Source organism: Kutzneria sp. 744, assembly GCF_000568255.1.
In the GTDB taxonomy this organism is placed as follows: domain Bacteria; phylum Actinomycetota; class Actinomycetes; order Mycobacteriales; family Pseudonocardiaceae; genus Kutzneria.
The window spans coordinates 7,990,445-8,012,440 of record NZ_KK037166.1; the positions used below are offsets into that span (position 1 = coordinate 7,990,445).

At 71.3% G+C, this 21,996-nt stretch carries 24 protein-coding genes and 1 pseudogene; 14 read left to right on the top strand and 11 right to left on the bottom strand.

Going from position 1 to position 21,996, the window contains the following annotated elements; genetic code table 11:
- Positions 1-83: 83 nt before the first annotated feature.
- Entirely contained in the window at positions 84-845 is a 762-nt protein-coding gene (gene ppgK / locus KUTG_RS36785) for a polyphosphate--glucose phosphotransferase (RefSeq protein ID WP_043723466.1), read from the bottom strand.
- 97 nt (positions 846-942) lie between these two features.
- On the opposite strand from ppgK, the gene KUTG_RS36790 reads away from it, so the two are divergent.
- Positions 943-1,707, top strand: a complete 765-nt coding sequence (locus KUTG_RS36790) for an inositol monophosphatase family protein (protein WP_063753616.1) — start codon at positions 943-945, stop codon at positions 1,705-1,707.
- A gap of 398 nt (positions 1,708-2,105) precedes the next feature.
- Here KUTG_RS36790 and cei read toward each other — a convergent pair whose 3' ends face one another.
- Positions 2,106-2,819 (bottom strand): envelope integrity protein Cei, encoded by a 714-nt coding sequence (cei, locus tag KUTG_RS36795; RefSeq protein ID WP_052395825.1) that lies wholly within the window; start codon positions 2,817-2,819, stop codon positions 2,106-2,108.
- A gap of 542 nt (positions 2,820-3,361) precedes the next feature.
- On the opposite strand from cei, the gene KUTG_RS36800 reads away from it, so the two are divergent.
- Positions 3,362-3,661 (top strand): DUF4193 domain-containing protein, encoded by a 300-nt coding sequence (locus KUTG_RS36800; RefSeq protein WP_043723470.1) that lies wholly within the window; start codon positions 3,362-3,364, stop codon positions 3,659-3,661.
- Positions 3,662-3,733: 72 nt separating this feature from the next.
- Here the strand turns inward: KUTG_RS36800 and KUTG_RS36805 are convergent, their stop codons facing one another.
- Positions 3,734-4,219: a DUF3093 domain-containing protein gene (locus tag KUTG_RS36805; protein ID WP_084580204.1), complete on the bottom strand. Its 486-nt coding sequence runs from the start codon at positions 4,217-4,219 to the stop codon at positions 3,734-3,736.
- Between the two features lie 24 nt (positions 4,220-4,243).
- Here KUTG_RS36805 and dut point away from each other — a divergent pair, with 24 nt between their 5' ends.
- From dut to KUTG_RS36820, 3 genes are all read left to right on the top strand, one after another.
- A complete protein-coding gene (gene dut, locus KUTG_RS36810) occupies positions 4,244-4,738 on the top strand; it encodes a dUTP diphosphatase (protein WP_043723473.1) in 495 nt (164 codons plus the stop codon).
- A 4-nt stretch (positions 4,739-4,742) separates the two neighbouring features.
- On the top strand, positions 4,743-5,387 hold the full coding sequence (locus tag KUTG_RS36815) for a DUF3710 domain-containing protein (RefSeq protein ID WP_043723474.1): 645 nt from the start codon (positions 4,743-4,745) through the stop codon (positions 5,385-5,387).
- 273 nt (positions 5,388-5,660) lie between these two features.
- Positions 5,661-6,233, top strand: coding sequence for an aminoglycoside phosphotransferase family protein (locus KUTG_RS36820; protein ID WP_052395826.1), 573 nt, complete (start codon positions 5,661-5,663; stop codon positions 6,231-6,233).
- Here the strand turns inward: KUTG_RS36820 and KUTG_RS36825 are convergent.
- The gene (locus KUTG_RS36825; RefSeq protein WP_157495011.1) at positions 6,205-6,915 is read right to left on the bottom strand and encodes an alpha/beta hydrolase; all 711 of its coding nucleotides are present in this window, start codon (positions 6,913-6,915) and stop codon (positions 6,205-6,207) included. The two genes, KUTG_RS36820 and KUTG_RS36825, sit on opposite strands and share 29 nt — an antisense overlap.
- A 108-nt stretch (positions 6,916-7,023) precedes the next feature.
- Here KUTG_RS36825 and KUTG_RS36830 point away from each other — a divergent pair, with 108 nt between their 5' ends.
- A complete protein-coding gene (locus KUTG_RS36830; protein ID WP_043723480.1) occupies positions 7,024-7,401 on the top strand; it encodes an OB-fold nucleic acid binding domain-containing protein in 378 nt (125 codons plus the stop codon).
- On the top strand, positions 7,398-8,105 hold the full coding sequence (locus KUTG_RS36835; RefSeq protein ID WP_043723482.1) for a DUF3159 domain-containing protein: 708 nt from the start codon (positions 7,398-7,400) through the stop codon (positions 8,103-8,105). Before KUTG_RS36830 ends, KUTG_RS36835 begins: the two co-directional genes overlap by 4 nt.
- Before the next feature lie 44 nt (positions 8,106-8,149).
- Here the strand turns inward: KUTG_RS36835 and KUTG_RS36840 are convergent, their stop codons facing one another.
- Positions 8,150-8,809 carry a potassium channel family protein gene (locus tag KUTG_RS36840; RefSeq protein ID WP_043723484.1) on the bottom strand — a complete coding sequence of 220 codons (660 nt, stop codon included), beginning with the start codon at positions 8,807-8,809 and terminating at the stop codon, positions 8,150-8,152.
- Positions 8,809-9,474 carry a potassium channel family protein gene (locus KUTG_RS36845; protein WP_043723487.1) on the bottom strand — a complete coding sequence of 222 codons (666 nt, stop codon included), beginning with the start codon at positions 9,472-9,474 and terminating at the stop codon, positions 8,809-8,811. The genes KUTG_RS36840 and KUTG_RS36845 overlap by 1 nt, the downstream gene beginning before the upstream one ends.
- A 153-nt stretch (positions 9,475-9,627) precedes the next feature.
- Between KUTG_RS36845 and KUTG_RS36850 the strand changes: the two genes are divergently transcribed.
- The 7 genes and pseudogenes from KUTG_RS36850 (at position 9,628) to KUTG_RS36875 (ending at position 18,576) form a co-directional block, all read left to right on the top strand.
- A complete protein-coding gene (locus KUTG_RS36850; protein WP_043723489.1) occupies positions 9,628-11,643 on the top strand; it encodes an APC family permease in 2,016 nt (671 codons plus the stop codon).
- Positions 11,640-12,827, top strand: coding sequence for a class I SAM-dependent RNA methyltransferase (locus tag KUTG_RS36855; protein WP_043723492.1), 1,188 nt, complete (start codon positions 11,640-11,642; stop codon positions 12,825-12,827). Before KUTG_RS36850 ends, KUTG_RS36855 begins: the two co-directional genes overlap by 4 nt.
- A 758-nt stretch (positions 12,828-13,585) precedes the next feature.
- Positions 13,586-15,532 (top strand): 1-deoxy-D-xylulose-5-phosphate synthase, encoded by a 1,947-nt coding sequence (gene dxs, locus KUTG_RS36860; protein ID WP_043723494.1) that lies wholly within the window; start codon positions 13,586-13,588, stop codon positions 15,530-15,532.
- A gap of 77 nt (positions 15,533-15,609) precedes the next feature.
- Entirely contained in the window at positions 15,610-16,329 is a 720-nt protein-coding gene (locus KUTG_RS36865; protein WP_043723496.1) for a response regulator transcription factor, read from the top strand.
- A gap of 37 nt (positions 16,330-16,366) precedes the next feature.
- Complete coding sequence (locus KUTG_RS36870; RefSeq protein ID WP_232241166.1) at positions 16,367-17,341, top strand: sensor histidine kinase; 975 nt, start codon at positions 16,367-16,369, stop codon at positions 17,339-17,341.
- A gap of 140 nt (positions 17,342-17,481) precedes the next feature.
- Positions 17,482-17,628: pseudogene (locus tag KUTG_RS56985) on the top strand (ATP-binding protein); the annotation flags it as partial.
- 114 nt (positions 17,629-17,742) lie between these two features.
- On the top strand, positions 17,743-18,576 hold the full coding sequence (locus KUTG_RS36875) for an aldo/keto reductase (RefSeq protein WP_043723498.1): 834 nt from the start codon (positions 17,743-17,745) through the stop codon (positions 18,574-18,576).
- A 13-nt stretch (positions 18,577-18,589) separates the two neighbouring features.
- On the opposite strand, the gene KUTG_RS36880 is transcribed toward KUTG_RS36875, so the two are convergent.
- The 5 genes from KUTG_RS36880 to KUTG_RS36900 form a co-directional block, all read right to left on the bottom strand.
- On the bottom strand, positions 18,590-18,958 hold the full coding sequence (locus KUTG_RS36880; RefSeq protein WP_043723500.1) for a hypothetical protein: 369 nt from the start codon (positions 18,956-18,958) through the stop codon (positions 18,590-18,592).
- Between the two features lie 2 nt (positions 18,959-18,960).
- Entirely contained in the window at positions 18,961-19,353 is a 393-nt protein-coding gene (locus KUTG_RS36885; protein ID WP_043723502.1) for a type III secretion system chaperone family protein, read from the bottom strand.
- A gap of 81 nt (positions 19,354-19,434) precedes the next feature.
- A complete protein-coding gene (locus KUTG_RS36890; RefSeq protein WP_052395827.1) occupies positions 19,435-20,538 on the bottom strand; it encodes a helix-turn-helix domain-containing protein in 1,104 nt (367 codons plus the stop codon).
- Positions 20,539-20,594: 56 nt separating this feature from the next.
- Complete coding sequence (locus tag KUTG_RS36895; RefSeq protein WP_043731904.1) at positions 20,595-21,551, bottom strand: NAD(P)/FAD-dependent oxidoreductase; 957 nt, start codon at positions 21,549-21,551, stop codon at positions 20,595-20,597.
- Positions 21,552-21,570: 19 nt separating this feature from the next.
- Complete coding sequence (locus KUTG_RS36900) at positions 21,571-21,930, bottom strand: peptidase inhibitor family I36 protein (RefSeq protein WP_043723505.1); 360 nt, start codon at positions 21,928-21,930, stop codon at positions 21,571-21,573.
- Positions 21,931-21,996 lie beyond the last annotated feature (66 nt).

The window sequence follows — 21,996 nt, forward strand, 5'->3', positions numbered from 1 at the left end:
ACACGGCCGTCACCGGGCCCTTTTTCCGTGTTCCCGCAGGTAGATCGCCGGAACACGATTCGGTCAGTTTTTTCGGGGTACCACTAGTGGCCGATCCCGTGGGCGGCCGCCGCGGCCGCCCCGACGATGCCGGCCTCGTTCTTCAGGGCGGCCGCGACCACCTTGGTGCGCACCTTGAGCAGCGGCAGCCACTTGTCGGCCTTCTTGCTGACGCCGCCGCCGGCGATCACCAGATCCGGCCAGATCAGGTCCTCCAGGGTGGAGAGGTACTTGCTGACCCGGTGGGTCCACTCCTCCCACGACAGGTCCTTCTCCTCCTTCACCGACGCCGCGGCCCGCTTCTCCGCGTCGTGCCCGTCCACCTCGAGGTGGCCGAACTCGGTGTTGGGCAGGAGCTTGCCGTCCAGGAACACGGCGCTGCCGATGCCGGTGCCGAAGGTCAGCAGCACCACGACGCCCTGCTGGTCCTTGCCGGCCCCGTAGCGGACCTCGGCCATGCCGGCCGCGTCGGCGTCGTTGAGCACGACGACCTCGCCGGGCTGGCGGCCGAGCCGCCGGGCGAACAGGCTCGCCGCGTCGGTGTCCACCCAGCCCTTGTCCACATTGGCCGCGGTCAGCGCGACGCCGCGCTTGACCACGCAGGGCAGGGTGACCCCGACCGGGCCGGTCCACCCGAACTTCTCCACGATCTCGGCGACCACCTCGGCCACCGCGTCCGGCGTGGACGGCTGCGGCGTCACGATGCGCAGGCGCTCGCCGTCCAGTTCGCCGGTCTCCAGGTCGACAAGTCCGCCCTTGATGCCGGATCCACCGATGTCGATCCCGAACCCGCGGGTTGTGCCCATCCGTCGGACCCTTCCTACTCGATTCAGTCCGCTGCCAGTCCTCGACCCCGCACGCGGGTCTTCGGGAGTGTGCGCAGACCCTAACGTGTGTGGTTCGGTGAGCGGCGTGCTAGCCGCTGAATCCGAGGAACTCGTCAGGATTGCCGTCACCGTCGGGACCGAAGCCGCCGAGCTGGTCCGCAACGCCCGGAGCCACGCTGTCACCCAGGTCGACACCAAGTCCAGCGAAACCGACGTGGTGACCGCCGCAGATCGCGCGTCCGAACAGCTGGTCCGCGACCGGCTGGCCCACCTGCGCCCCGGCGAGCCCGTGCTGGGCGAGGAGGAGGGCGGGACCGACTCGCTCGACGGCCTGGTCTGGGTGGTCGACCCGATCGACGGCACCGTCAACTACCTCTACGGCCTGCCCTTCTACGCCGTGTCCATCGCCGCCCAGCTGGACGGGGTGTCGGTGGCCGGCGCCGTCGTCGAGCCGGTCTCCGGCCGGATCTGGACGGCCAGCCGGGGCGGCGGCTCCTTCTGCGACGGTCGGCCGCTGCGCGCCGCCGCCACGACCCGCCTGGAGCTGTCCCTGCTGGGCACCGGCTTCTCCTACGACCACGCGCGCCGGTTGCGCCAGGCCGACGCCATCAACCGCATGCTGGGCAAGGTCCGGGACATCCGCCGCTGTGGGGCCGCCTCACTGGACCTGTGCGCCGTCGCCGCAGGCTGGGAGGACGCCTACATCGAGCACGGCCTGCACCGCTGGGACTGGGCCGCCGGCGGCCTCATCGCCGAGGAAGCGGGCGCCGTGTCCGGTTCCCCGGCTCCGACGACGACGGCCTCGGCGAGGCGGCCACCTTCGCCGCCGCCCCCGGCGTAGCCGACCAGCTCGCGCGCCCTCCTAGAAGCGCTTCGGCAGGGTCTAGCCCCTCAGACTCCTTGCCCCCGGCCTAGCCTCGCCGACCACGACCTCAGGTCCGCCGACCACCCGCCCAGGTCCGCTGACCCTCCGCCCCAGCTCCGCCGCTGACCTCCACCCCAGCTCCGCCGCCGACCTCAAACCCAGCTTCGCTGACTGACCACACCGCCCCAGGTCCGCTGACCCTCCAACCCCGGAGAGCGCTCGGCCCCGCCCCTGCTTCGCCCGGTTGCTGGATTTTTCGAGGTCCGCCACCCAACTCGCCCCGCCACCCAAGCCGCTGCGGGCCTCGAAAAATCCAGCAAGGGCGAGGCAGGGGCTTGAAAGGGGCCGAGCCCGCGCCGCCGAAGGCGGCGCCATCAAGCACAGTGCGAGTTGCGGGCGGCGTCGATGAGGTCGGCGCTGACGGGGGGCTGGCCGGTGGGCTGGGCCAGCTGGCCGCCCTGCGGGGGCGGTTGGTTCTTGCCCCACTCGGTCAGCTGCTGGAGCACCTGCTTGGCGCTGGAGTTGACCCGGAACTCGTCGTACTTCTTGCCGACGGCCAGGTCGACGGTGGCGTCCTGGCGTTCGTCGCGGACCAGTTCGGCGCACGGCTCCACGATGCTCAGCGTGCGGGCCCCGGCGGCGCCGTTGGGGCCGAACCGGATCTGGGCCCGGCAGTTCATGTCGCCGGCCAGGTAGATCGGGTCGTTGGTCGGGTCGCCGGCGGTGGCGAAGCCGGCCTGCTCCACGGCGGACTTGACGATGGTGGCCTGGTTGCGGGTCTCGCTGGCGTTGTAGACGCGGACCTGCACCTGGGCGGGGGGCGCGGGCGTGGTCTTGTCCAGGGCGTCGTGGGCCAGCGCGGTGCCCGGCTTGGGCGCGGGCGTCGCGGGCGGCGTCGCCCCGGCCGGCAGCGGGCCCGGCGCGTTGCAGTGCACGGCGGCGTCCACGTCGTCGGTGGTGTTGATGACCTTGACCCAGACGAAGCCTGCGACCACGGCGAGCACTGCGAACAGGACCATGGCGGGCCAGGGCCGCCGCTTCCGGTACAGCGGCTTCGCCTTCCCCCTGACCCCGACTGGCGCAGTCACGTCCCCGCCCTCCTCGACCCTGACCGACCCTGACCCTCACCGACGCCGCGGGTCGTGGCTGGTGAACCCCTGTGTCTGCTCAACCCGGCGCCCGGACCATCGCCTGTGATCAGCCTAGGCGTTACCGCCGACCGGCGTCGGCCGGCATCGCCGTCCGTGTCCGGTCCGTGTCCCGCCGCCGACCGCGATCGCGCCCCGCGATCGACCGTGTGCGCACCGTCAACCCTGCTCGGGCGGAATCGCACCACGCCCGCGCGCCGTCGGCAAGTGGTTTCCCCGCCGAATTCCCCCGACGTCGCCGCTCGTCCCGCCAGCTAGGGCCACGGATGGGTGAGTGTGTGCGTGCAGCCTTGCGCGGTGGGCTATCATCCACGCGCTCCGAGCCACGCGGGTGCGGCTGGAATCGACTGACGATCACTGGGTGGCAGCCGGCGGGGAGCGAGACCACCGTCACTTCCGACGGCGGGCACAAATTGGGGCCCTGGAGCGTTGACCAGCGGCACGAACACAGTCTGAATTGTGACTGCAGGGGTGAAAGAAGTATGGCGACCGACTACGACGCTCCGCGCCGGAGCCAGGACGACGACCTGGCCGAGGACTCCCTCGAGGAGTTGAAGGCGCGGCGCAACGAGACGCAGTCCGGCGTGGTCGACGTCGATGTGGACGCGCCGGATGAGAACTTCGAGCTGCCAGGCGCTGACCTGTCTAACGAGGAACTCACCGTGAAGGTGCTGCCGAAGCAGGCTGACGAGTTCACCTGTTCCAGCTGTTTCCTGGTGCACCACCGGAGTCGACTGGCCGAGGAGCACAACGGGCGGTTGATCTGCAGGGACTGCGCCTGAGCGGACGCGACCGGACGGCGCGCGGGCGAGACAGCCCCGCGCCGTCGGCGCGGCCTTCGGGCGTTCTGGGGGTCAGTTGTGCGTCAACAGGGCGGCCAGCTTGTCCGCGTTGCGGACGCTGAACAGCCAGTAGGGGGTCGGATCCGACGGGTCGTTGAGGTAGACCCGGAGGACCGGCCCAACCCAGCCGCGGTGCGACACGAACGCGGCCGGATCCAGGTCCGGGCCGAGCGCCTTGCGCTTGGCCTTGGCCGGGATCACCTCGACCTCGTCGATCAGGCGCAGCGGCACGTGGGCGTCGCCCACCCACAGCTCGCCGTCGACGACCTTCACCGTGGCCCGGCCCAGCCACAGCATCACGCCGATCACGAGTGGGATGGTGATCAGGTAGGGCAGCCATGCCCGCACGCCCGGGTAGCCCATGTGCACCTCGGCGGCCATCAGCACGGCCGCGACGACGGGCAGCGGCCAGCCCCACCACGACACGTGCAGGCGTTCGAAGAACACCGGCTTGGACTTGGCCTCGGCCTTTGCCACCGCACTCACGCTCTCGGTCACGGGTCCAGGGTAGTGTCACGCGCCGTGTCCAGCGTGCAGGTCCTCCTCTCCCGAATCGATCCCGGTGTCCCGGTGCCGTCCTATGCGACGGCCGGCGACGCGGGCGTCGACCTCGTGACGACCTCGGACGTCGTCATCCGTCCCGGCGAGCGCGCCGTGGTCGGCACCGGCGTGGCCGTGGCGCTGCCGGTGGGCTTCGCCGGCTTCGTGCACCCCCGCTCCGGGCTGGCCGCGCGGGTCGGCCTGTCCGTGGTGAACACCCCCGGCACCATCGACGCGGGCTACCGCGGCGAGATCCGGGTGTGCCTGATCAACCACGACCTCCGCGAGCCGATCACGCTGACCCGGGGGGACCGGATCGCCCAGCTGGTCGTGCAGCGCGTCGAGCACGTGGTCTTCGAGGAGGTCGCCGAGCTGCCCGACTCCGAGCGCGGCACCGGCGGCTACGGATCCACCGGCGGGCACGCGGTGCTCGCGGCCGCGGCTGGCGCCGGGGCCCAGCAGGGGACGAAGGAGTAGCGGAATGTTCGGCAAGCGCGGCAAGCGTGGGCGCCACCACGTCAGCAAGGACAGCGGCCGCCTGGGGGTGCCGGACTACGACGCCGTCGACGAGTCCGTGGACGAGATCGAGTCCACTGCCGGCCCGTTCGACGAGCACGACGCCCCGCAGGACGGCCTGTCCCGCCTCGACCTCGGGTCCGTGCGGGTGCCCGTGCCCGACGGCGCGCAGCTCCAGGTCGAGGTCGACCCCTCCGGCCCGGTTCGGGCCGTGCACCTGGTGACCCCGATCGGGCAGATCACCGTCAGCGCCTACGCCGCGCCCCGTGGCGGCGGCCTGTGGCCCGAGATCTGCGAGGAGCTGGTCACCCAGCTGCGCGGGGACGGGGCCCGGGTGATCAAGGAGGCCGGCGAGTGGGGGACCGAGCTGGCCGCCACCGCCAACAACGTCGTGCTGCGCTTCATCGGCGTCGACGGGCCGCGGTGGATGCTGCGCGGTGTCGTCGCCGGTCCCGGTGAGCACAACGTGGTGGCCTCCGACCTGCTGCGCACCGTCGTGCGGGGCACCGTCGTCGTGCGGGGCGTCGAGCCCCAGCCCGTGCGCACCCCGCTGCCCGTCGAGCTGCCGCCCGCCATCGCCCAGCACATCCAGGCCCAGCAGCAGGGCTGATGTTCCCCTGATGATCTCCGCCGCCACCGCCGACCGGATGCGGGCGCGGTTCGGGCCGGACGCCCAGTCCTGGCTCGACGCCGTGCCCGCCCTGGTGTCCGCGCTCAGCGCCCGGTGGGGTCTTGAGGTCGTCGCCAAGATGACCGGCGGCACCTCCGTCACCTTCCGTTGCCGCCGTTCCGACGGCTCCTTGGCGTATCTGAAGCTCACCCCCGACGCCGAGGTCTTCGCCACCGAAGCCGCCGCCCTGGGGCCTGGGCCTCCTGTCCCGCCGTGGTCTCCCTTCTCGACTCCTCGGTCGAGGACAACGCCCTCCTCATCGAGGCCTTGGAGCCCGGCACACCCCTGGCTTCCTGGCACCCCGCCGCCGACCTCCTCGGGCAGCTCCGTGACGTCCCCGCGCCGACCGGCTTCCCCACCGTGGCCGACCGGGTCGACTTCATGTTCACCCTCGCCGCCCGCCGCAACCCCGGTGTGCCCACCGAGCTGCTCGATGCCTCCCACGCCTCCGCCCGCCGCCTCGCCGACACCGGCACCGTCGTCCGCCTCGTGCACGGCGACCTCCACCCCGGCAACGTCCTCACCTCCGCCCGCGGCCCCGTCGCCATCGACCCCCGCCCCTGCCTCGGCGACCCCGACCTCGACGTCGTCGACTGGGCCTTCCTCGACGTCACCACCGACACCCAGCTCCGCGCCCGCATCGCCGCCCTCAACCCCCTCGACGAGGCCCGGGCCTACGAGTGGTGCCGCTCCCTCGCCGTTTTCCTGCTCATGTCCCACGTCCGCCGCGGCATCGAGGACCCCGCCACCGCCCTGTTCAGGCAGCTGGCCGAAACCCTCGCCTAGACGCCTGCCAGGCGGCGAAGGCGGCGTGGCCGAGGGCGGAGCGGTCGGCGCTGAAGTCGGCGAAGGACAGGGAGCGGACCACGGCGTCGGGGATGGCGGCGGCCCACTGGGCGGCGACGGGGGAGGGGTGCAGGGGGTCGTCCTGCACGGCGGCGATGCCGACGGGGATGGAGAGCGTGGCCAGCTGGGCGAGGGTGGGGGCGGGGCGGTCGGCGGCGGCCAGGAGGGAGTCGACGAGGCCGGGGCCGTGGCGGCGCCAGGCGCGGGAGAGCTCGGCGGCGAGCCAAGGGGGGACGTCGGGGCCGAAGGCGAGGGCCGAGGAGAGGCCGTCACGGCGGACGGCGGCGGCGGAGTAGCGGGCGGCGACGGCGGCGGGGCAGTCGCCGGGGGCGCCGTGCCAGGCGGGCATCGCGAGCAGCAGGCCGGCGCAGCGGGAGGGGTGTGCGCAAGCCCACTCGGCGGCCAGATGGGCGCCGAAGGAGATGCCGCCGGCGAGAACAGGTCCGTGCGCTTCGTACGCGGCGTCGAGGGAAAGCAGGTGCCGGAGGCCCAGATCCGGCCCTGGAACCGGTTTCGGGGCGACGAGGGTCACCCCCGCGGCGGCCGCCGGGGCGGTGAAGACCGAACGGATGAAAACGTCATCCGATCCGGTTCCGGGCAACAGGACGGCCACGTCGGTCACATCGGCAGATCTTGCCGCTTCGGACGCGGTTGTCGGAGCCTCCACGCGGTTACCCTGGCGAGTGAACGGCCCGGCGTGGGGGCCACACGGCGCATTGGAGCGCGGACCATGGCGAGCACAAGGGGCGGCTACTGGAACCGTCTCGTACGCCGACTGACCAGCGACGTCACCGAGTTGGACGCCGACGACCTGTCGCGCGAGGTCGACGCCGTCGGGGCGCAGCGTGCGTGCGACTGCCGTTCCGGCGAAGAGGTCACCGTGCTCGGCCGGCTGCGCAGCGTCGAGCTGTGCCCCCGGGACGCGGCGGCGACGCTGGAGGCGGAGCTCTACGACGGCACCGAGGGCGTGACGCTAGTCTGGCTCGGTCGGCGCCGCATCGCGGGTATCGAGCCGGGGCGCACCATCAAGGCCCGGGGTCGGATCGCGGTCCGCGACGGCCGCAAGGTGCTCTACAACCCCTACTACGAGTTGCAGACGACTTCATGAGCGAACAGCCAGCCCCGGCCGTCGAATCGGCGACCGACGCGAAGCCGGCCGAGGACGACGAGCAGCGCAAGCCCACGCCGACGCTGCTGGAGCAGATGGGCGGCATCAGCGGCCTGATCTACTCCTCGGTGCCGATCGTGGTCTTCGTGCTGGCCAACTACCTGTTCGAGTGGCAGGTCGCGCTGTGGGCGGCGGTCGGCGTGGCGGTGGCCATCGCCGTGCTGCGGCTGGTCCGCCGGGAGCCGATCCAGCCGGCCATCTCGGGCCTGTTCGGCATCGCCGTCGCCGCGTTCATCACCATCCGCACCGGCTCGGCCAAGGGCTTCTTCGCCTTCGGCATCTGGAGCAGCCTGGTCTACTGCGGCGCGTTCCTGGTCTCGGCCCTCGTCCGCTGGCCGCTGGCCGGCGTGATCTGGTCGACGCTGAACAACACCGGCTTCAAGTGGCGCGCGGACCGCTCCGCCCGCCTCTACTACGACATCGCCACGCTGGTCTGGATCCTGGTCTTCGGGTCCAAGTTCGTGGTCCAGCAGTGGCTGTACGACCAGAACAACGTGGGCCTGCTCGGCCTGGCCCGCATCGCGATGGGCTACCCGCTCACGGCGATCGCCATCGCCGTCACGGTGTGGGCGGTGCGTAAGGCCGACAAGCGCCTCGCGCTGCTGGCGGCCGAGGAGACAACACCAGAACCAGAAGCCGCATGACAAAGGCCCCCTCAATGTGAGGGGGCCTTTTTTGTGTCAACCGCTCAGTCCAGGCCGAGCGCGCTCCTGATCTCGTGCTCCACGTCGGCCGAGGCCACGAACAGCAGCTCGTCGCCCTGCTCGAACGGGTCGTCGGCCTGCGGCACGATGACCCGGCCGCCGCGCAGAATGGTCACCAGCGCGCAGTCCCGGGGCAGGTTGAGCTGGCCCACGGCCTGGCCGGCCAGGTTGGTGTCGTCCGGCAGGGTGATCTCCACCAGGTTGGCCTGGCCCTGCCGCAGCGTCATCAGCCGCACGAGGTCGCCGATGTTGACGGCCTCCTCGACCATGGCGGCCAGCATGCGCGGCGTGGACACGGCCACGTCGACGCCCCAGGCCTCGGTGAACAGCCACTCGTTGGCCGGGTCGTTGACCCGGGCCACCACGCGCCGCACCGCGAACTCGGTCTTGGCCAGCAGCGACACCACCAGGTTGACCTTGTCGTCGCCGGTGGCGGCGATGACCACGTCGCACAGCTGGATGCCGGCGTCCTCCAGCGAGGACAGCTCGCACGCGTCGGCGTGCACCCACTCGGCCTGCTCGACCGCGTTGGGCTCGAAGTGCGCCGCGTCCCGCTCGATGAGCATCACCTGGTGGTTGCTGCCGAGCAGCTCCTGGGCGATGGACCGGCCGACGGCCCCGGCGCCCGCGATCGCGACCCGCATCAGTGACTCTCCTCGGGTGCCTGGCCCGCCGCCGCGGTGATTTCGGTGATGGTTCCGGACAGGGCTGCGACATAGATCTCGTCGTCGGCCTGCACGACGGTGCTCGGCTCGGGCAGCACGCCCGTGCCGAAACGCATGATGAAGGCGACCCGGCAGCGCACCGTCTCCTGCAGCTCGGCGATCTTGCGGCCGACCCAGCCCTCGTGCACTGGCAGCAGCATCACCGCCACCGTGCCGGACGGGTCCCGCCACGCCGCGGCCTGCCCCTCGGGCACCAGCATGCGCAGGAAGCGGTCGGTGGCCCAGGGCACGGTCGCCACCGTCGGGATGCCCAGCCGCTCGTAGACGGCCGCCCGCTTGGGGTCGTAGATCCGGGCCACGACGTGCTGCACGCCGAACGTCTCGCGGGCCACCCGGGCCGCGATGATGTTGGAGTTGTCGCCGCTGGACACCGCGGCCAGCGCGCCCGCCCGCTCGATGCCGGCGGCCACCAGGACCTGCCGGTCGAAGCCGTTGCCCACGACCTGCTGGCCGTGGAAATCGCTGCCCAGTCTGCGGAACGCCTGGCCGTTCTTGTCGATGACGGCGACCTGGTTGCCGAGGCGCTCCAGCGCCTTGGCCAGCGATGCCCCCACCCGGCCGCAGCCCATGACCACCACGTGCACGAATCGTCCTCCTCCGCGATGCGGCTGCACCGTACCTGGCGGCGGAGACGGCGATCCCCCGCGACCCCCCAATGCACCAATGGACCGGTTTGTTCCCCAACCTACCGACGGACTGCTCCGAAGTGGTGACGACCTCGCCTACGCTGTGCCGTTGTGTCCAAGATTGCGACCGCGGCCAAACGGCTCGTCCTCGGCCGACCCTTCCGCAGCGACCGGTTGGCGCACACGCTGCTGCCGAAGCGGATCGCCCTGCCGGTGTTCGCGTCCGACGCCCTCTCCTCGGTGGCGTACGCGCCCGAGGAGATCTTCCTGACGCTGAGCGTCGCGGGTCTGTCCGCGTACGGCTTCGCGCCCTGGATCGGCATCGTCGTGGCGCTCGTCATGCTGGTCGTGGTCGCCTCGTACCGGCAGAACGTGCACGCCTATCCCAGCGGCGGCGGCGACTACGAGGTGGCCACCACCAACCTCGGCCGCTACTTCGGGCTGACGGTGGCCAGCGCGCTGCTGGTCGACTACATCCTCACGGTGGCGGTGTCCACGGCGTCGGGCATCGCCAACATCGGCTCGGCCCTGCCGTTCGTCGGCCAGCACAAGGTGGTCTTCTGCCTGCTGGTGATCGGCCTGCTGACCGCCATGAACCTGCGGGGCCTGCGGGAGTCGGGGGCCGCGTTCGCCATCCCGACCTACGGCTTCATGATCGGCATCGTCGGCATGATGATCTGGGGCTTCGTGCGGGCGCTCTCCGGGGCCGACCTGCGGGCCGAGAGCGCCGGCTTCCAGCTGCACGCCGAGACGTCGATGACCGGCGTCGCCTTCGCCTTCCTGATCCTGCGCTCGTTCTCCTCCGGCTGCGCCGCGCTGACCGGCGTGGAGGCGATCAGCAACGGCGTGCCGGCCTTCCGCAAGCCGAAGTCGCGCAACGCGGCGACCACCCTGCTGATGATGGGCCTGGTCGCGGTGGTGATGCTGATCGGCATCATCTCGCTGGCCACGCTGACCCACGTCAACTTCGCCGACGACCCGGCCAGCCAGCTGGTCGGCGCGCCCGCGGACTACCAGCAGAAGACGATCCTGGCCCAGATCGCCGCCGCGGTGTTCAGCAACTTCCCGCCGGCGTTCTACTACATCTCGTTCGTCACCGGCATCATCCTGGTGCTGGCGGCCAACACCGCCTTCAACGGCTTCCCGGTGCTCGGCTCGATCCTGGCCCAGGACCGCTACCTGCCGCGCCAGCTGCACACCCGCGGCGACCGGCTGGCCTTCAGCAACGGCATCATCTTCCTGGCGGCGCTGGCGGTGGTGCTGATCGTCGCGTTCGACGCCGAGGTGACCCGGCTGATCCAGCTGTACATCGTGGGCGTGTTCGTGTCGTTCACGTGCAGCCAGGCCGGCATGATCCGGCACTGGAACCGGTTGCTGGCCACCGAGGAGGACAAGGCCGTGCGGCGCCGGATGCGGCGCTCGCAGACCATCAACACCGTCGGCCTGGTCTGCACCGGCGCGGTGCTGATCGTCGTGCTGATCACGAAGTTCGTGGCCGGCGCGTGGATCGCCATCGCCGCGATGGGCGCGATCTTCGCCCTGATGACGGCCATCCGCAAGCACTACGACACCGTGGCCGCCGAGCTGAGGATGGCTCAGGCCGAGCGGGACAACGCCGTGATGCCGTCCCGCAACCACGCCATCGTGCTGATCTCCAAGCTGCACCTGCCGACGCTGCGGGCGCTGTCCTACGCCAAGGCCACCCGCCCGGACATCCTGGAGGCGGTCACCGTCAACGTGGACGACGTCGACACCCGCGAGCTGGTCGCCGAGTGGGACCGGCAGGCGTTCAAGACGCCGCTGAAGGTGATCGAGTCGCCCTACCGCGAGATCACCAAGCCGGTGTTGGACTACGTGAAGCGGGTCCGCACCGACAACCCCCGCGACGTGGTGACGGTGTTCCTGCCCGAGTACGTCGTCGGGCACTGGTGGGAGCAGCTGCTGCACAATCAGAGCGCACTGCGGCTCAAGGGCCGGCTGCTGTTCCAGCCCGGCGTCATGGTCACGAGCGTGCCGTGGCAGCTGGCGTCGGCCAAGGGCCGCGACGAATCCAACAGCGTGGTCACGCCCGGCCAGATCCGCCGCGGCCTGGACACTCCCGTCGAACGTAGGAAGACTCGAACGTGACGCAGACTCAGCCCTGGACCGGTCGCCGCCTCGAGGTCGAGGTCGGCCCGGTCGCCCACGGCGGCCATTGTGTCGCCCGCGCCGACGGCCGTGTGGTGTTCGTCCGGCACGCGCTGCCGGGGGAGCGGGTCGTCGTCGAAGTCACCGAGGACAAGGGCGGCTCCTTCTGCCGGGCCGACGCCGTCGAGGTGCTGGAGCCGTCGCCGGACCGCGTGGAGCCGCCGTGCCCGGCCGCCCGCCCCGGTGGCTGCGGCGGCTGCGACTGGCAGCACGCGTCCGGTGAGGCGCAGCGGTCGTTGAAGGCGGGCATCGTCGCCGAGCAGCTGCGCCGCCTGGCCGGGCTCGACGTGAACGTGGAGATGGAGGCGCTGCCGGGAGGCTTGGGCGAGTGGCGCACTCGGCTGCGCATGGTCGTCGACGGCAAGGGCCGCGCCGGCTTCCGCGCCCACCGCAGCCACAAGGTCGTGCCCGTGCGCCGCTGCACCATCGCCGCGCCGGACCTCGTGGAGGAGGTCACCGCGCAGCACTGGACGCGTGGGGCGGAGATCGACCTGACCGCCGACTCCATGGGCCGCATGGACATCGTGGAGCGCCCGCAGCGCGGACGCCCGCGCACCGTCACCGGCGACGGCGTCGCCGTGGAGCGGGCCGGCGGGCGTGAGTGGCGCGTCGAGGCCCACGGCTTCTGGCAGGTGCACCCCGAGGCCGCCGACCTGTACGCCGAGATCGTCGCCGAGTGGGCCGCCACGCCCGTCGGCGGCACCGCCTGGGACCTCTACGGCGGCGCCGGCCTGTTCGCCGCCGTGCTGGCCGAGCAGGTCGGTCCCGACGGCTCCGTGGTCGTCGTGGAGTCCTCCCGCCCGGCCGTGGCCGACGGCCGTCGCAACCTCGCCGACCTCCCCCAGGTGCGGTTCAGGACCGGGCTGGTCGAGGAGACCACGCTCAGCGGCCGCCCCGACGTCGTCGTGCTCGACCCGCCCCGCAAGGGCGCCGGCAAGGCCGTCGTCGACACCATCGCCTCCCACGAGCCCACTCGGGTCATCTACGTGTCCTGCGACCCGGCCGCCCTGGCCCGCGACGTCGCCGCCTTCGCCGAGCACGGTTACCGGCTGGACCGCCTCCGGGCGTTCGACGCCTTCCCCATGACCCACCACATGGAGTGCATCGCCCTGCTGGTCCGCTGAGAACGGTCAGGAGCTGTCAAGGCCCTCCGCCGCACTGTGGACAACTCCGTCGCCATCCACAGCCACTCTCTCTTCAAGATCGACGAAGGCCTTGCGGCGATAGAATTTGGCCGAGGCGGTGGCCCCCCTTGGGTGTGGCGGGTAATGGGTGTGGCGGGCGATGGGTGTGCCGGGCGATGAGTGTGGCGGGTGATGAGTGTGGCGGGTGATGAGTGTGGCGGGTGATGAGTGTGGCGGGTGATGGGTGCGGCAGGCAGCGATCGGGCGGCGGCATCTCTAGGGCGACGCCAGTGATATCCGCCGCACGCTGGTCCGCGTGTTCGCCGCCGATCGCTCGGCCCCGCCGGTGCTTCGCCCGGTTGGCGGACTTCGCCCGCCGACCAACGCGACCCACCAGCCAGGCCGCCGCGGCGGGCGGCATCCGGCAGGGGTGAGGCGCCGGTCACGAGGGGCCGAGCCGTGCTGCCGGTGGCGGCGCCGATGGCAGAGTGAGCAATGACTCAACGATGTGGTGATCCTGTGCAGAACACCAACCGGCTCGCACACCGAGCGTCTAATTGAGCGGGGGTCCGACCGGCCGTCGGAGGCGCCGGCTCTGCTGGACGGGCGAGTGACCCCGGGTGGTGACGGCACGGTGCGTCACCACCTCGACAGGTGAAATCCGAAGATCTCCGTAGACTGACGGGCGCCGCCGCGACGGCGACGTCGCGCAGGACACGGCGAGGAACCAACCCCGGCGCCAAAGGCGAGGTGAAGCGGTGACGCTGCTGGAATCCGTGCACGGACCCCATGATGTGAAGCGGATGGAGCAGGGTGAGCTGGAGCAGCTCGCGAACGAGATCCGGTCCTTCCTGGTGGAGAAGGTGGCTCGTTCGGGCGGGCACCTCGGCCCCAACCTGGGCATCGTGGAGCTGACGCTCGCGCTGCACCGGGTGTTCGAATCGCCCAAGGACGCGCTGCTCTACGACGTCGGGCACCAGTGCTACGTGCACAAGATCCTCACGGGCCGGGCCGACGGCTTCGACCTGCTCAAGCAGACCGGCGGGGTGTCCGGCTACCCGAACCGCGCCGAGAGCGAGCACGACTTCATCGAGAACAGCCACGCCTCGACCGCGCTGTCCTACGCCGACGGCATGGCCAAGGCGTTCCAGCTGGCCGGCAGCCGTCGGCACGTGGTCGCGGTGGTCGGCGACGGCGCGCTGACCGGCGGCATGTGCTGGGAGGCGCTGAACAACATCGCCGCCGACCAGACCCGGCCGGTGGTGATCGTCGTCAACGACAACGGCCGCTCGTACTCGCCGACCATCGGCGGCTTCGCCGACCACCTCGCGTCGCTGCGCCTGCAGCCCGGCTACGAGCGGGCCCTGGAGAGCGGCAAGCGCACCCTGCAGCGCACTCCCGTCGTCGGCCCCGCCGTCTATGCCGCGCTGCACGCCGCCAAGCGCGGCATCAAGGACGCGCTGGCCCCGCAGGCCATGTTCGAGGACCTCGGCCTGAAGTACCTCGGCCCGGTCGACGGGCACGACCTGGTGGCGCTGGAGGCCGCCCTGAAGCGGGCCAAGGCGTTCAACGGGCCGGTCATCGTGCACGCCGTGACCCGCAAGGGCAACGGCTACGCGCCGGCCGAGAACGACCCCGCCGACCAGATGCACCAGACCGGCGCCATCGACCCGGTCACCGGCAAGCCGCTCGGGCCGAAGGCGACGTCGTGGACGTCCATCTTCTCCGAGGAGCTGATCCGGGCCGGCGGCGAGCGCAAGGACGTGGTGGCCATCACCGCCGCCATGCTCGGCCCGACCGGCCTGGACAAGTTCGGCAAGGCCTTCCCGGACCGCTGCTTCGACGTGGGCATCGCCGAGCAGCACGCGCTGACCTCGGCCGCCGGCATGGCCATGGCCGGGCTGCACCCGGTGGTGGCGATCTACTCGACGTTCCTCAACCGGGCCTTCGACCAGCTGCTGATGGACGTCGCCCTGCACAAGCAGCCGGTGACGCTGGTGCTGGACCGGGCCGGCATCACCGGCTCCGACGGCCCCAGCCACAACGGCATGTGGGACCTGTCGATCCTCGGCATCATCCCCGGCATCCGGGTCGCCGCGCCGCGGGACGCCGTCACGCTGCGTGAGGAGTTCCGGGAGTCGCTGGAGATCGAGGACGGGCCCTCCGCCCTGCGCTTCTCCAAGGGCGCCGTCGTCGAGCACGTGCCTGCGCTGGAGCGCGTCGGCGCCGTCGACGTGCTCAGCAAGCCCGCCGGCTCCGCCGGTGCCGACGTGCTGCTCGTGGCCGTCGGCGCCTTCGGCGAGCTCGGCGTGGCCGCCGCCCAGCGGCTGGCCGACCAGGGCATCGGCGTCACCGTCGTCGACCCCCGGTGGCTGCTGCCGGTGCCGTCCGAGCTGGTCGAGATGGCCGCCGACCATCGCCTGGTCGTCACGGTCGAGGACAACGGCCGCCACGGCGGCTTCGGCTGGGCCCTGGCCGCCGCGATGCGTGACGCCGGCGTCGACGTGCCCATGCGCGACCTGGCCGTGCCCCAGCAGTTCTTCGAGCACGGCTCCCGCTCCGAGGTCCTGGCCCAGGTCGGCCTGACCGCCCAGGACGTGGCCCGTCGGGTCACGGAGTGGGTCGCCGGCCGCATCGGCGATCCGTCGACGCCGCCGCAGGCCGTCCCGCACGACGTTCCGGCCGAGGAACGCAAGCACGGCTGACCGGGATCGGCCGGGAGACGCGGGTCTCCCGGCCGCCCGCCCACCCCTTGTTCGCCGGGCTGTGGCACGGTGGACAGGTGCGGATCCTGGTAGTCGAGGATGAACAGCCGCTGGCCGAGGCGATTGCCCGGGGCCTGCGGCGTGAGGGTATGGCCGTGGACGTCGCCTTCGACGGCGAGTCCGGCCACGAGAAGGTCACCGTGACCCGGTACGACGTGGTGGTGCTCGACCGCGACCTGCCGAAGATGTCCGGTGACGAGCTGTGCCAGGAGATCGTGCGGTCGGGCGCGCTGACCCGGGTGATCATGCTCACCGCGAGCTCGGCCATCGAGGACCGGGTGGAGGGCCTGTCGCTGGGCGCCGACGACTACCTGGCCAAGCCGTTCGCGTTCGCGGAGCTGGTGGCCCGGGTGCGGGCGCTGGCCCGGCGGGCGACGCCGGCGACGCCGCCGGTGCTGGTGGCGGCGGACGTGGAGCTGGACCCGGCCAAGCGGACCGTGACCCGGTCCGGGCAGCTGGTCGACCTGACCCGCAAGGAGTTCGGCGTGCTGGAGGTCCTGATGGCCGCCGGCGGCACCGTGGTGAGCAGCGAAGAGCTGCTGGAGCGGGTGTGGGACGAGAACGCCGACCCGTTCACGACGACGGTGCGGGTCACCGTGATGACGCTGCGCAAGAAGCTCGGGGAGCCGGGCATCATCGAGACCGTTGTCGGCTCCGGCTACCGTGTGCCTGCCGCCGGCCGGGTCGCCGGGCCGGCACTGGACTCGGCAACGGGAGCCCGACCTGCTGAAAGTTGACGTGCCCGCAGCCTCGCCCCGGCGCCGTGGTCCGGGGTTGAGGCTGCGCATCACCACTGTCGCCGTTGTCATCGTCGCGGCGGTCAGCGCACTGCTGTTGTGGCTCGGTTGGCTGCTTGTCGGCCTCGTCGTGCGCGGGGCGGTGCCGCAGCTGCCGGCCAGCAGCACGATCGTCGTGGACGGCGTCGCCGTCGAGGCCTCGCGGCTCGGTGACGTGCTGGAGCAGCACGCCCGGACCCAGGTCCTCGGGGCCGGTGTCGTCGCCTTCGTGCTGCTGCTCGTCGCCGCCGCGGTGCTGGCCTGGACCTTCACCGGCCGCGCCCTGCGGCCCCTGCACGACGTCACCGCCACCGCCCGCCGGCTCTCCGCCGAGTCCCTCGGCGAGCGCATCGCCCTCGACGGCCCGGACGACGAGGTGGCCGAGCTCGCCGACACCTTCGACGCCATGCTGGACCGTCTCCAGGGCGCCTTCGACGCCCAGCGCCGCTTCGTCGCCAACGCCAGCCACGAGCTGCGGACCCCGCTCGCGGTCATCCGCACCGAGCTCGACGTCACCCTCTCCGACGACCAGGCCGACGTCGAGGAGCTGCGTCGGATGGCCGACGTCGTCGGCACGGCCGCCCTCCGGGCCGAGCAGCTCGTCGAGGCCCTGTTGCTGCTCGCCCGCACCGACGGCATCGGCCTTGTCGTGCACGAGCCGGTCGACCTCGCCGCCGTCGTGTCCTCGGCCTGGCGCTCCGCCGGCCGCGAGGCCGCCGCCCGTGGCGTCCAGGCCCGGTTCGCCACCGCACCGGCCCCCACCGTCGGCGATCCCGCCCTGCTCGAACGCGTCGCCGGCAACCTCCTGGAGAACGCCGTCCGCCACAACCTCCACGGCGGCTGGATCGAGGTCGCCACCGAGAGCTCCACACTGCTGCCATACATAATCATGGCCTGTAGGCATATGCCAGGAATTTTTGCCCGGCGAATCGAAAGCCGGTCGACTTACGAGGTAGAGGCGCCCGTAGCATGAGAACCTGTCGTGCTGAATAGGCTCTGGTACTATAGCGATGATTAGGTCCGTACATTCATTGTCCCGCTTTTTAAAACAGACGACGGTCCACACTAGGCTTGGGTGTGATTTTACCAATTCGGTGAGGTGAAGTGCGAGATGCGTACATGGCACGCACCGGCACCGGCCTCGGCCTGTCCATCGTCCGGGCCGCCGTCCTGGCCCACCGCGGCACCGTCCACGCCGACGCCGTCCCCGGCGGCGGCCTCTCCGTCACCGTCAACCTCCCGGCCGGCCGCGACACCTGACCCGATGTTCGAGTTGCGGGGGTGAGAGGTGGCTCTCAAGGTGGAAGACAGCCGACGGTCGGGCTGTTGCCGAGAGTGACCGTGAATCGAGAAAGTGTGAGGGAAGCGTCTCCTATGCCAGTGGTTCCCACCATCAAGCTCAACAACGGCGTCGAGATCCCGCAGCTGGGGTTCGGGGTGTTCCAGGTGCCCGACGAGGAGACGACGGCGGCCGTCACGGCGGCGCTGGAAGCCGGGTACCGGAGCATCGACACGGCAGCGGCCTACGCCAACGAGCGTGGCGTCGGCGAGGCGATCAAGGCCTCGGGCATCGCCCGTGACGACCTGTTCATCACCACCAAGCTGTGGAACTCCGCGCAGGGCTACGACAACACGCTGCGCGCCTTCGACGAGAGCATGGCGCAGCTGGGCCTGGAGCAGCTGGACCTGTACCTGATCCACTGGCCGGTGCCCAAGGCCGACAAGTACGTCGAGACCTGGAAGGCGTTCGAGAAGCTGCACGCCGACGGCCGGGTCCGGGCGATCGGCGTGTCGAACTTCCAGCCGAAGCACCTGCGCCGCCTGCTCGACGAGGGCCTGACGCTGCCGGCGATCAACCAGGTGGAGCTGCACCCGGCGTTGCAGCAGGCGACGCTGCGCGCGTTCCACACCGAGCACGGCATCGCCACCGAGGCCTGGAGCCCGCTGGCCAAGGGCGAGGTGCTGGACGCCCCGGAGATCACGAAGACCGCGGCCAAGCACGGCAAGTCGCCGGCCCAGGTGATCCTGCGCTGGCACCTGCAGCTGGGCAACGTGGTGATCCCGAAGTCGGTGACCCCCAAGCGCATCCGCGAGAACCTCGAGGTGTTCGACTTCGAGCTCGACGGCGACGACCTCGCGGCCATCGGCGGCCTGGAGCGCGGCTACCGCACCGGCCCGGACCCCGACATCTTCAACGCCGGGGCCTGACACCAGAAAGCCACTACGGCCAGCCGGGTCGACTCGACGTCGTCGGCTTCGGCTTGGCGGCGAGCGTCGTGCAGGCGGCCTTGGCCTGCTGCTGCAACCAGTCCGGCGGCACCGTGCCGCCGGACTGGTGCTTGCGGGCCTCATCGATCAACGCCTGCAACGCCTCGTACTGGTCGCCGTCCAGGCCCATCTCCTGGTAGTCCAGGCCGGTGTCCTTGGCGTTGCCGAGAATGTCCTTGGCCCAGTACACAAGCTGGTTCACGCACACCGCGACCGGGTCCACAGTGGACGTTGTGCTCGCGACCGGCGGAGCCGACGGCCCGCCCGAGCAACCGGCGACCACCACCGCCAAGGCGGCCCCGACGAGCAGGCGTCCGGCCACGGCTAGAACGAGTCCCCGCCGGAGAACTGCTCCTCCAGGGTGTCGACGGTGCCGGCGAGCAGCGTCAGCGGGTCGACGAACTCGTTGATGTCCAGGTTCTCCAGCGGCAGCGAGTGCCGCAGCACCACGTGCTCACCCATGATCGCCACCCCGCCGACCACGGTGGTGTGCCCGACCTCCTTGAGCAGCGCCGCGAGATCGACCTTGGAGGCCAAGCCACACGGCGAGGCGATCTGCACCCAGTCCTCCTTGCCGTCGAGCACCTCGTGGCTGAGCCAGATCACCTGGCTGCGCTCGTCATCGAACTCGACGTGGATGCTCACCTCGTCCGGAGTCTGGTCGATGACCTGGTACTCGGTGCGCACGAACGCCACCAGGTCGCCCCACGTCGCCATGACTCACCCATTTCCGCCGGCTGAACAAGATCACTCGACGATAGGCGTCGGGCCCGGCGGCGGAAAGACCCTCGCGGGTGGTCACACCAGGCGAAGGTGCGCGGTGCGCCCGCCGGGAGTGCGCAGCGCGGTGGACCGGCCGGGCAGGGCGGTGACCACCAGCCCGAACACGATGTTGTTCAGCTCCTGCGTGCTCAACATCAGGTCGGCGGCCAGCTCGTGCGGGGTCATGCCCTGTTCACGCAGCGCCTTGAACACCTTGGCCAGCAGCTGCGAGGACTCCCGGGCCTGGTCGCTGTCGGCGTCGACCCGCGCGAGGTCCACGCACAACGCCCGGTAGACGCCGTCGCCGACCTGCCGCAGCTCCCGCAGACGCCGGGTCAGCGCCAGCGGCGACACCCGCCAGCGCGGACAGGCCCGCAGCACCTGGTCCTTGGACGGATCCTCGGGCACGTAGGTCAGCACGTCGACGTCCGGCATCAGCATCGCGCTGGCGAAGGCGTCGGCCTCCGCCTCCACGTCGACGCCGTCCACCGCCCGCCCGCCGCCGTGCAGGACGAGGTGCCCGAGCTCGTGGGCGGCGTCGAACCGCCCGTGCTCGGCCGACTTGGCGGTGTTGAGGAAGACGTACGGGGTGTCCTCGTGCCAGAACGAGAAGGCGTCCACGTCGGTGTGGTCGACGCCGAGGGAGAACACCCGAACCCCGTGTGCCTCCAACAGGTGCACGAGATTCGGCGCGGGCTTGCTGCCCAGCTGCCACTGCTCGCGCACGGCATCGGCGGCGGCGCTCGGGGTGCCCTGCGAGACAACGGGAACGTCCACCTCGGGCAGCGTGAACCGCCGCTCCAGGAAGGCGTTGAACTCGATGGCCAACCGTCCGGCGGCCAGCGCCCCGGCCCGACGCCGAGCCGGCAGCTTCGGCCGGGCCCGGAACGAGACGACGTCCTCGGTGAGCTCGGCCGGCTCGCCGCCGGCGAAGAACTCCACCGGGAAGCCCAGGGCGCGGGCCAGCGCGGCCAGCTCGGGCTCGGTCGGGACCCGACGGCCGTTCTCGAAGTCCGACACCGACCGCGGGCTCACGTCCAGTTGTCGCGCGAGGGCGGCGGCGGTCAGCTGACGCCGCTGGCGGGCGAGCTTGAGGCGGGCCGGGGTGAACATGGTGAGATCATTCTTCCGGGTGCTCACCCGGTCGACGCAACAGACGTCGCCGAGTGGAGTGATCTCGATTCGGCCTAAATGTGTCAACCCAGCCGGCTGGCCAGCGCCCGGCCCAGTGCCGTTCCGGACAGCCAGGCCGTCTGCACGCGCGAGGGCCCCCAGGCGTCGCCGCACACGCCGACGTTGTCCTCGTCCAGGTGAAACGGGGCGTCGGACGGTGTTTCCGGCCGGGCGTGCGGCCACTCCTGCGCGTAGGCGGTGACCGGCCGCGCCGGCAGGCCGAGCACCTGCTCGACGGCGTCCTCGACGTCGGCGATCACCTGGTCGTGGGCGCCCAGGCGGGTCGCCGTGTAGGCCGCCGTCGTGTAGGCGACCAGGACCGGGGCGCCGTCGCCGCGCCGATCGCCGTCGTCGAAGACCGTGGTCAGCACGTTGTGCCCGTTGACGAACGCGCCGTGGAAGTCCGGCCAGGTCCGCTCGGGGTAGCGCAGCGTCACCGCGAACGAGGGTGCCCAGTTCTGACCGTCGACCGCCGCCCGAGCCGCCCGCAGACACGGATCCAGCACGTCGAGGGCCTGCGGACCGGGCATCGCCAGCACGACCGCGTCCACCGGGACGCCGTCGACCAGCGGCCCGGGCTCCACGGCGGTCACGGCGTGTTGCAGCTTGACCGTCAGCCCCTCGGCCAGATGTCCGGCGAGGCTGCGCAGGCCACCGGGCGCGGCCCAGCGCATCGGCCCCGGCCGCGGCTCCCGGCTGCGGTCCGCCAAGGCGGCGTTCTCCAGGGCGACGAGGGTGTCAGTCCACTCGCGAGCCAGCCCGGCGTCCCGCCAGGCCCGCACGACGGCGTCGAACTCGGGGTCGCTCACCGTGAAGTAGGCGGCCCCCACATCGGCCGGGCGCCCGTCGTAGCGGCGGGTCGCGAGGCGACCGCCGACCACGGGCGTGCGCTCCAGCACGCGGACGTCGATGCCGGCATCGACCAGAACCCGGGCACAGGCCAGGCCGGCGATGCCGGCGCCGACGACCACAACGCTCACGATCTCCACAGTAGGGGCGTCACTCCCAGACCTGGATCGCGCGTACCACGAAAGGCGCATCCGGCACGTAGGTGCCGCCCTTCGGATACGTGGTGAACTCGGCCTCGGTCGAGCAGGTCGCGCCCTCGTACACCGTGACGTCCTTGGTCATCATGTTCACGAGCGACTTGGCCACGAACTTGTCCGGCAGCGCCACGCACTGGCTGGTCGCCGTCGTCTCCAGGCTCAGCCGGACGGCCTTGCCCTTGTAGTTCTCCCCGCTCCAGGCGCAGAACGAGCCGGCATCGCAGGCACTCGACGTCGCCCAGACGGGCGACGCTGTGCCCAACACCACCGCTGCCGCCATGACCGCCGCGAACCCCAGGTTTCGCACCGACATAACGAGTCCTCTCCCTAGTTGTGCCTGCTAGGAGCCTTGCCGCGACTGCCCTGCGCGTCCGGCGAA

Coding starts and splice junctions, on each gene's coding strand:
- ppgK (WP_043723466.1), bottom strand. CDS start 845: ATGGGCACAACCCGCGGGTTCGGGATCGACATCGGTGGATCCGGCATC.
- KUTG_RS36840 (WP_043723484.1), bottom strand. CDS start 8,809: ATGCGGGTCGCGATCGCGGGCGCCGGGGCCGTCGGCCGGTCCATCGCC.
- KUTG_RS36800 (WP_043723470.1), top strand. CDS start 3,362: ATGGCGACCGACTACGACGCTCCGCGCCGGAGCCAGGACGACGACCTG.
- KUTG_RS36830 (WP_043723480.1), top strand. CDS start 7,024: ATGGCGAGCACAAGGGGCGGCTACTGGAACCGTCTCGTACGCCGACTG.
- KUTG_RS36835 (WP_043723482.1), top strand. CDS start 7,398: ATGAGCGAACAGCCAGCCCCGGCCGTCGAATCGGCGACCGACGCGAAG.
- KUTG_RS36900 (WP_043723505.1), bottom strand. CDS start 21,930: ATGTCGGTGCGAAACCTGGGGTTCGCGGCGGTCATGGCGGCAGCGGTG.
- KUTG_RS36885 (WP_043723502.1), bottom strand. CDS start 19,353: ATGGCGACGTGGGGCGACCTGGTGGCGTTCGTGCGCACCGAGTACCAG.
- KUTG_RS36875 (WP_043723498.1), top strand. CDS start 17,743: ATGCCAGTGGTTCCCACCATCAAGCTCAACAACGGCGTCGAGATCCCG.
- KUTG_RS36815 (WP_043723474.1), top strand. CDS start 4,743: ATGTTCGGCAAGCGCGGCAAGCGTGGGCGCCACCACGTCAGCAAGGAC.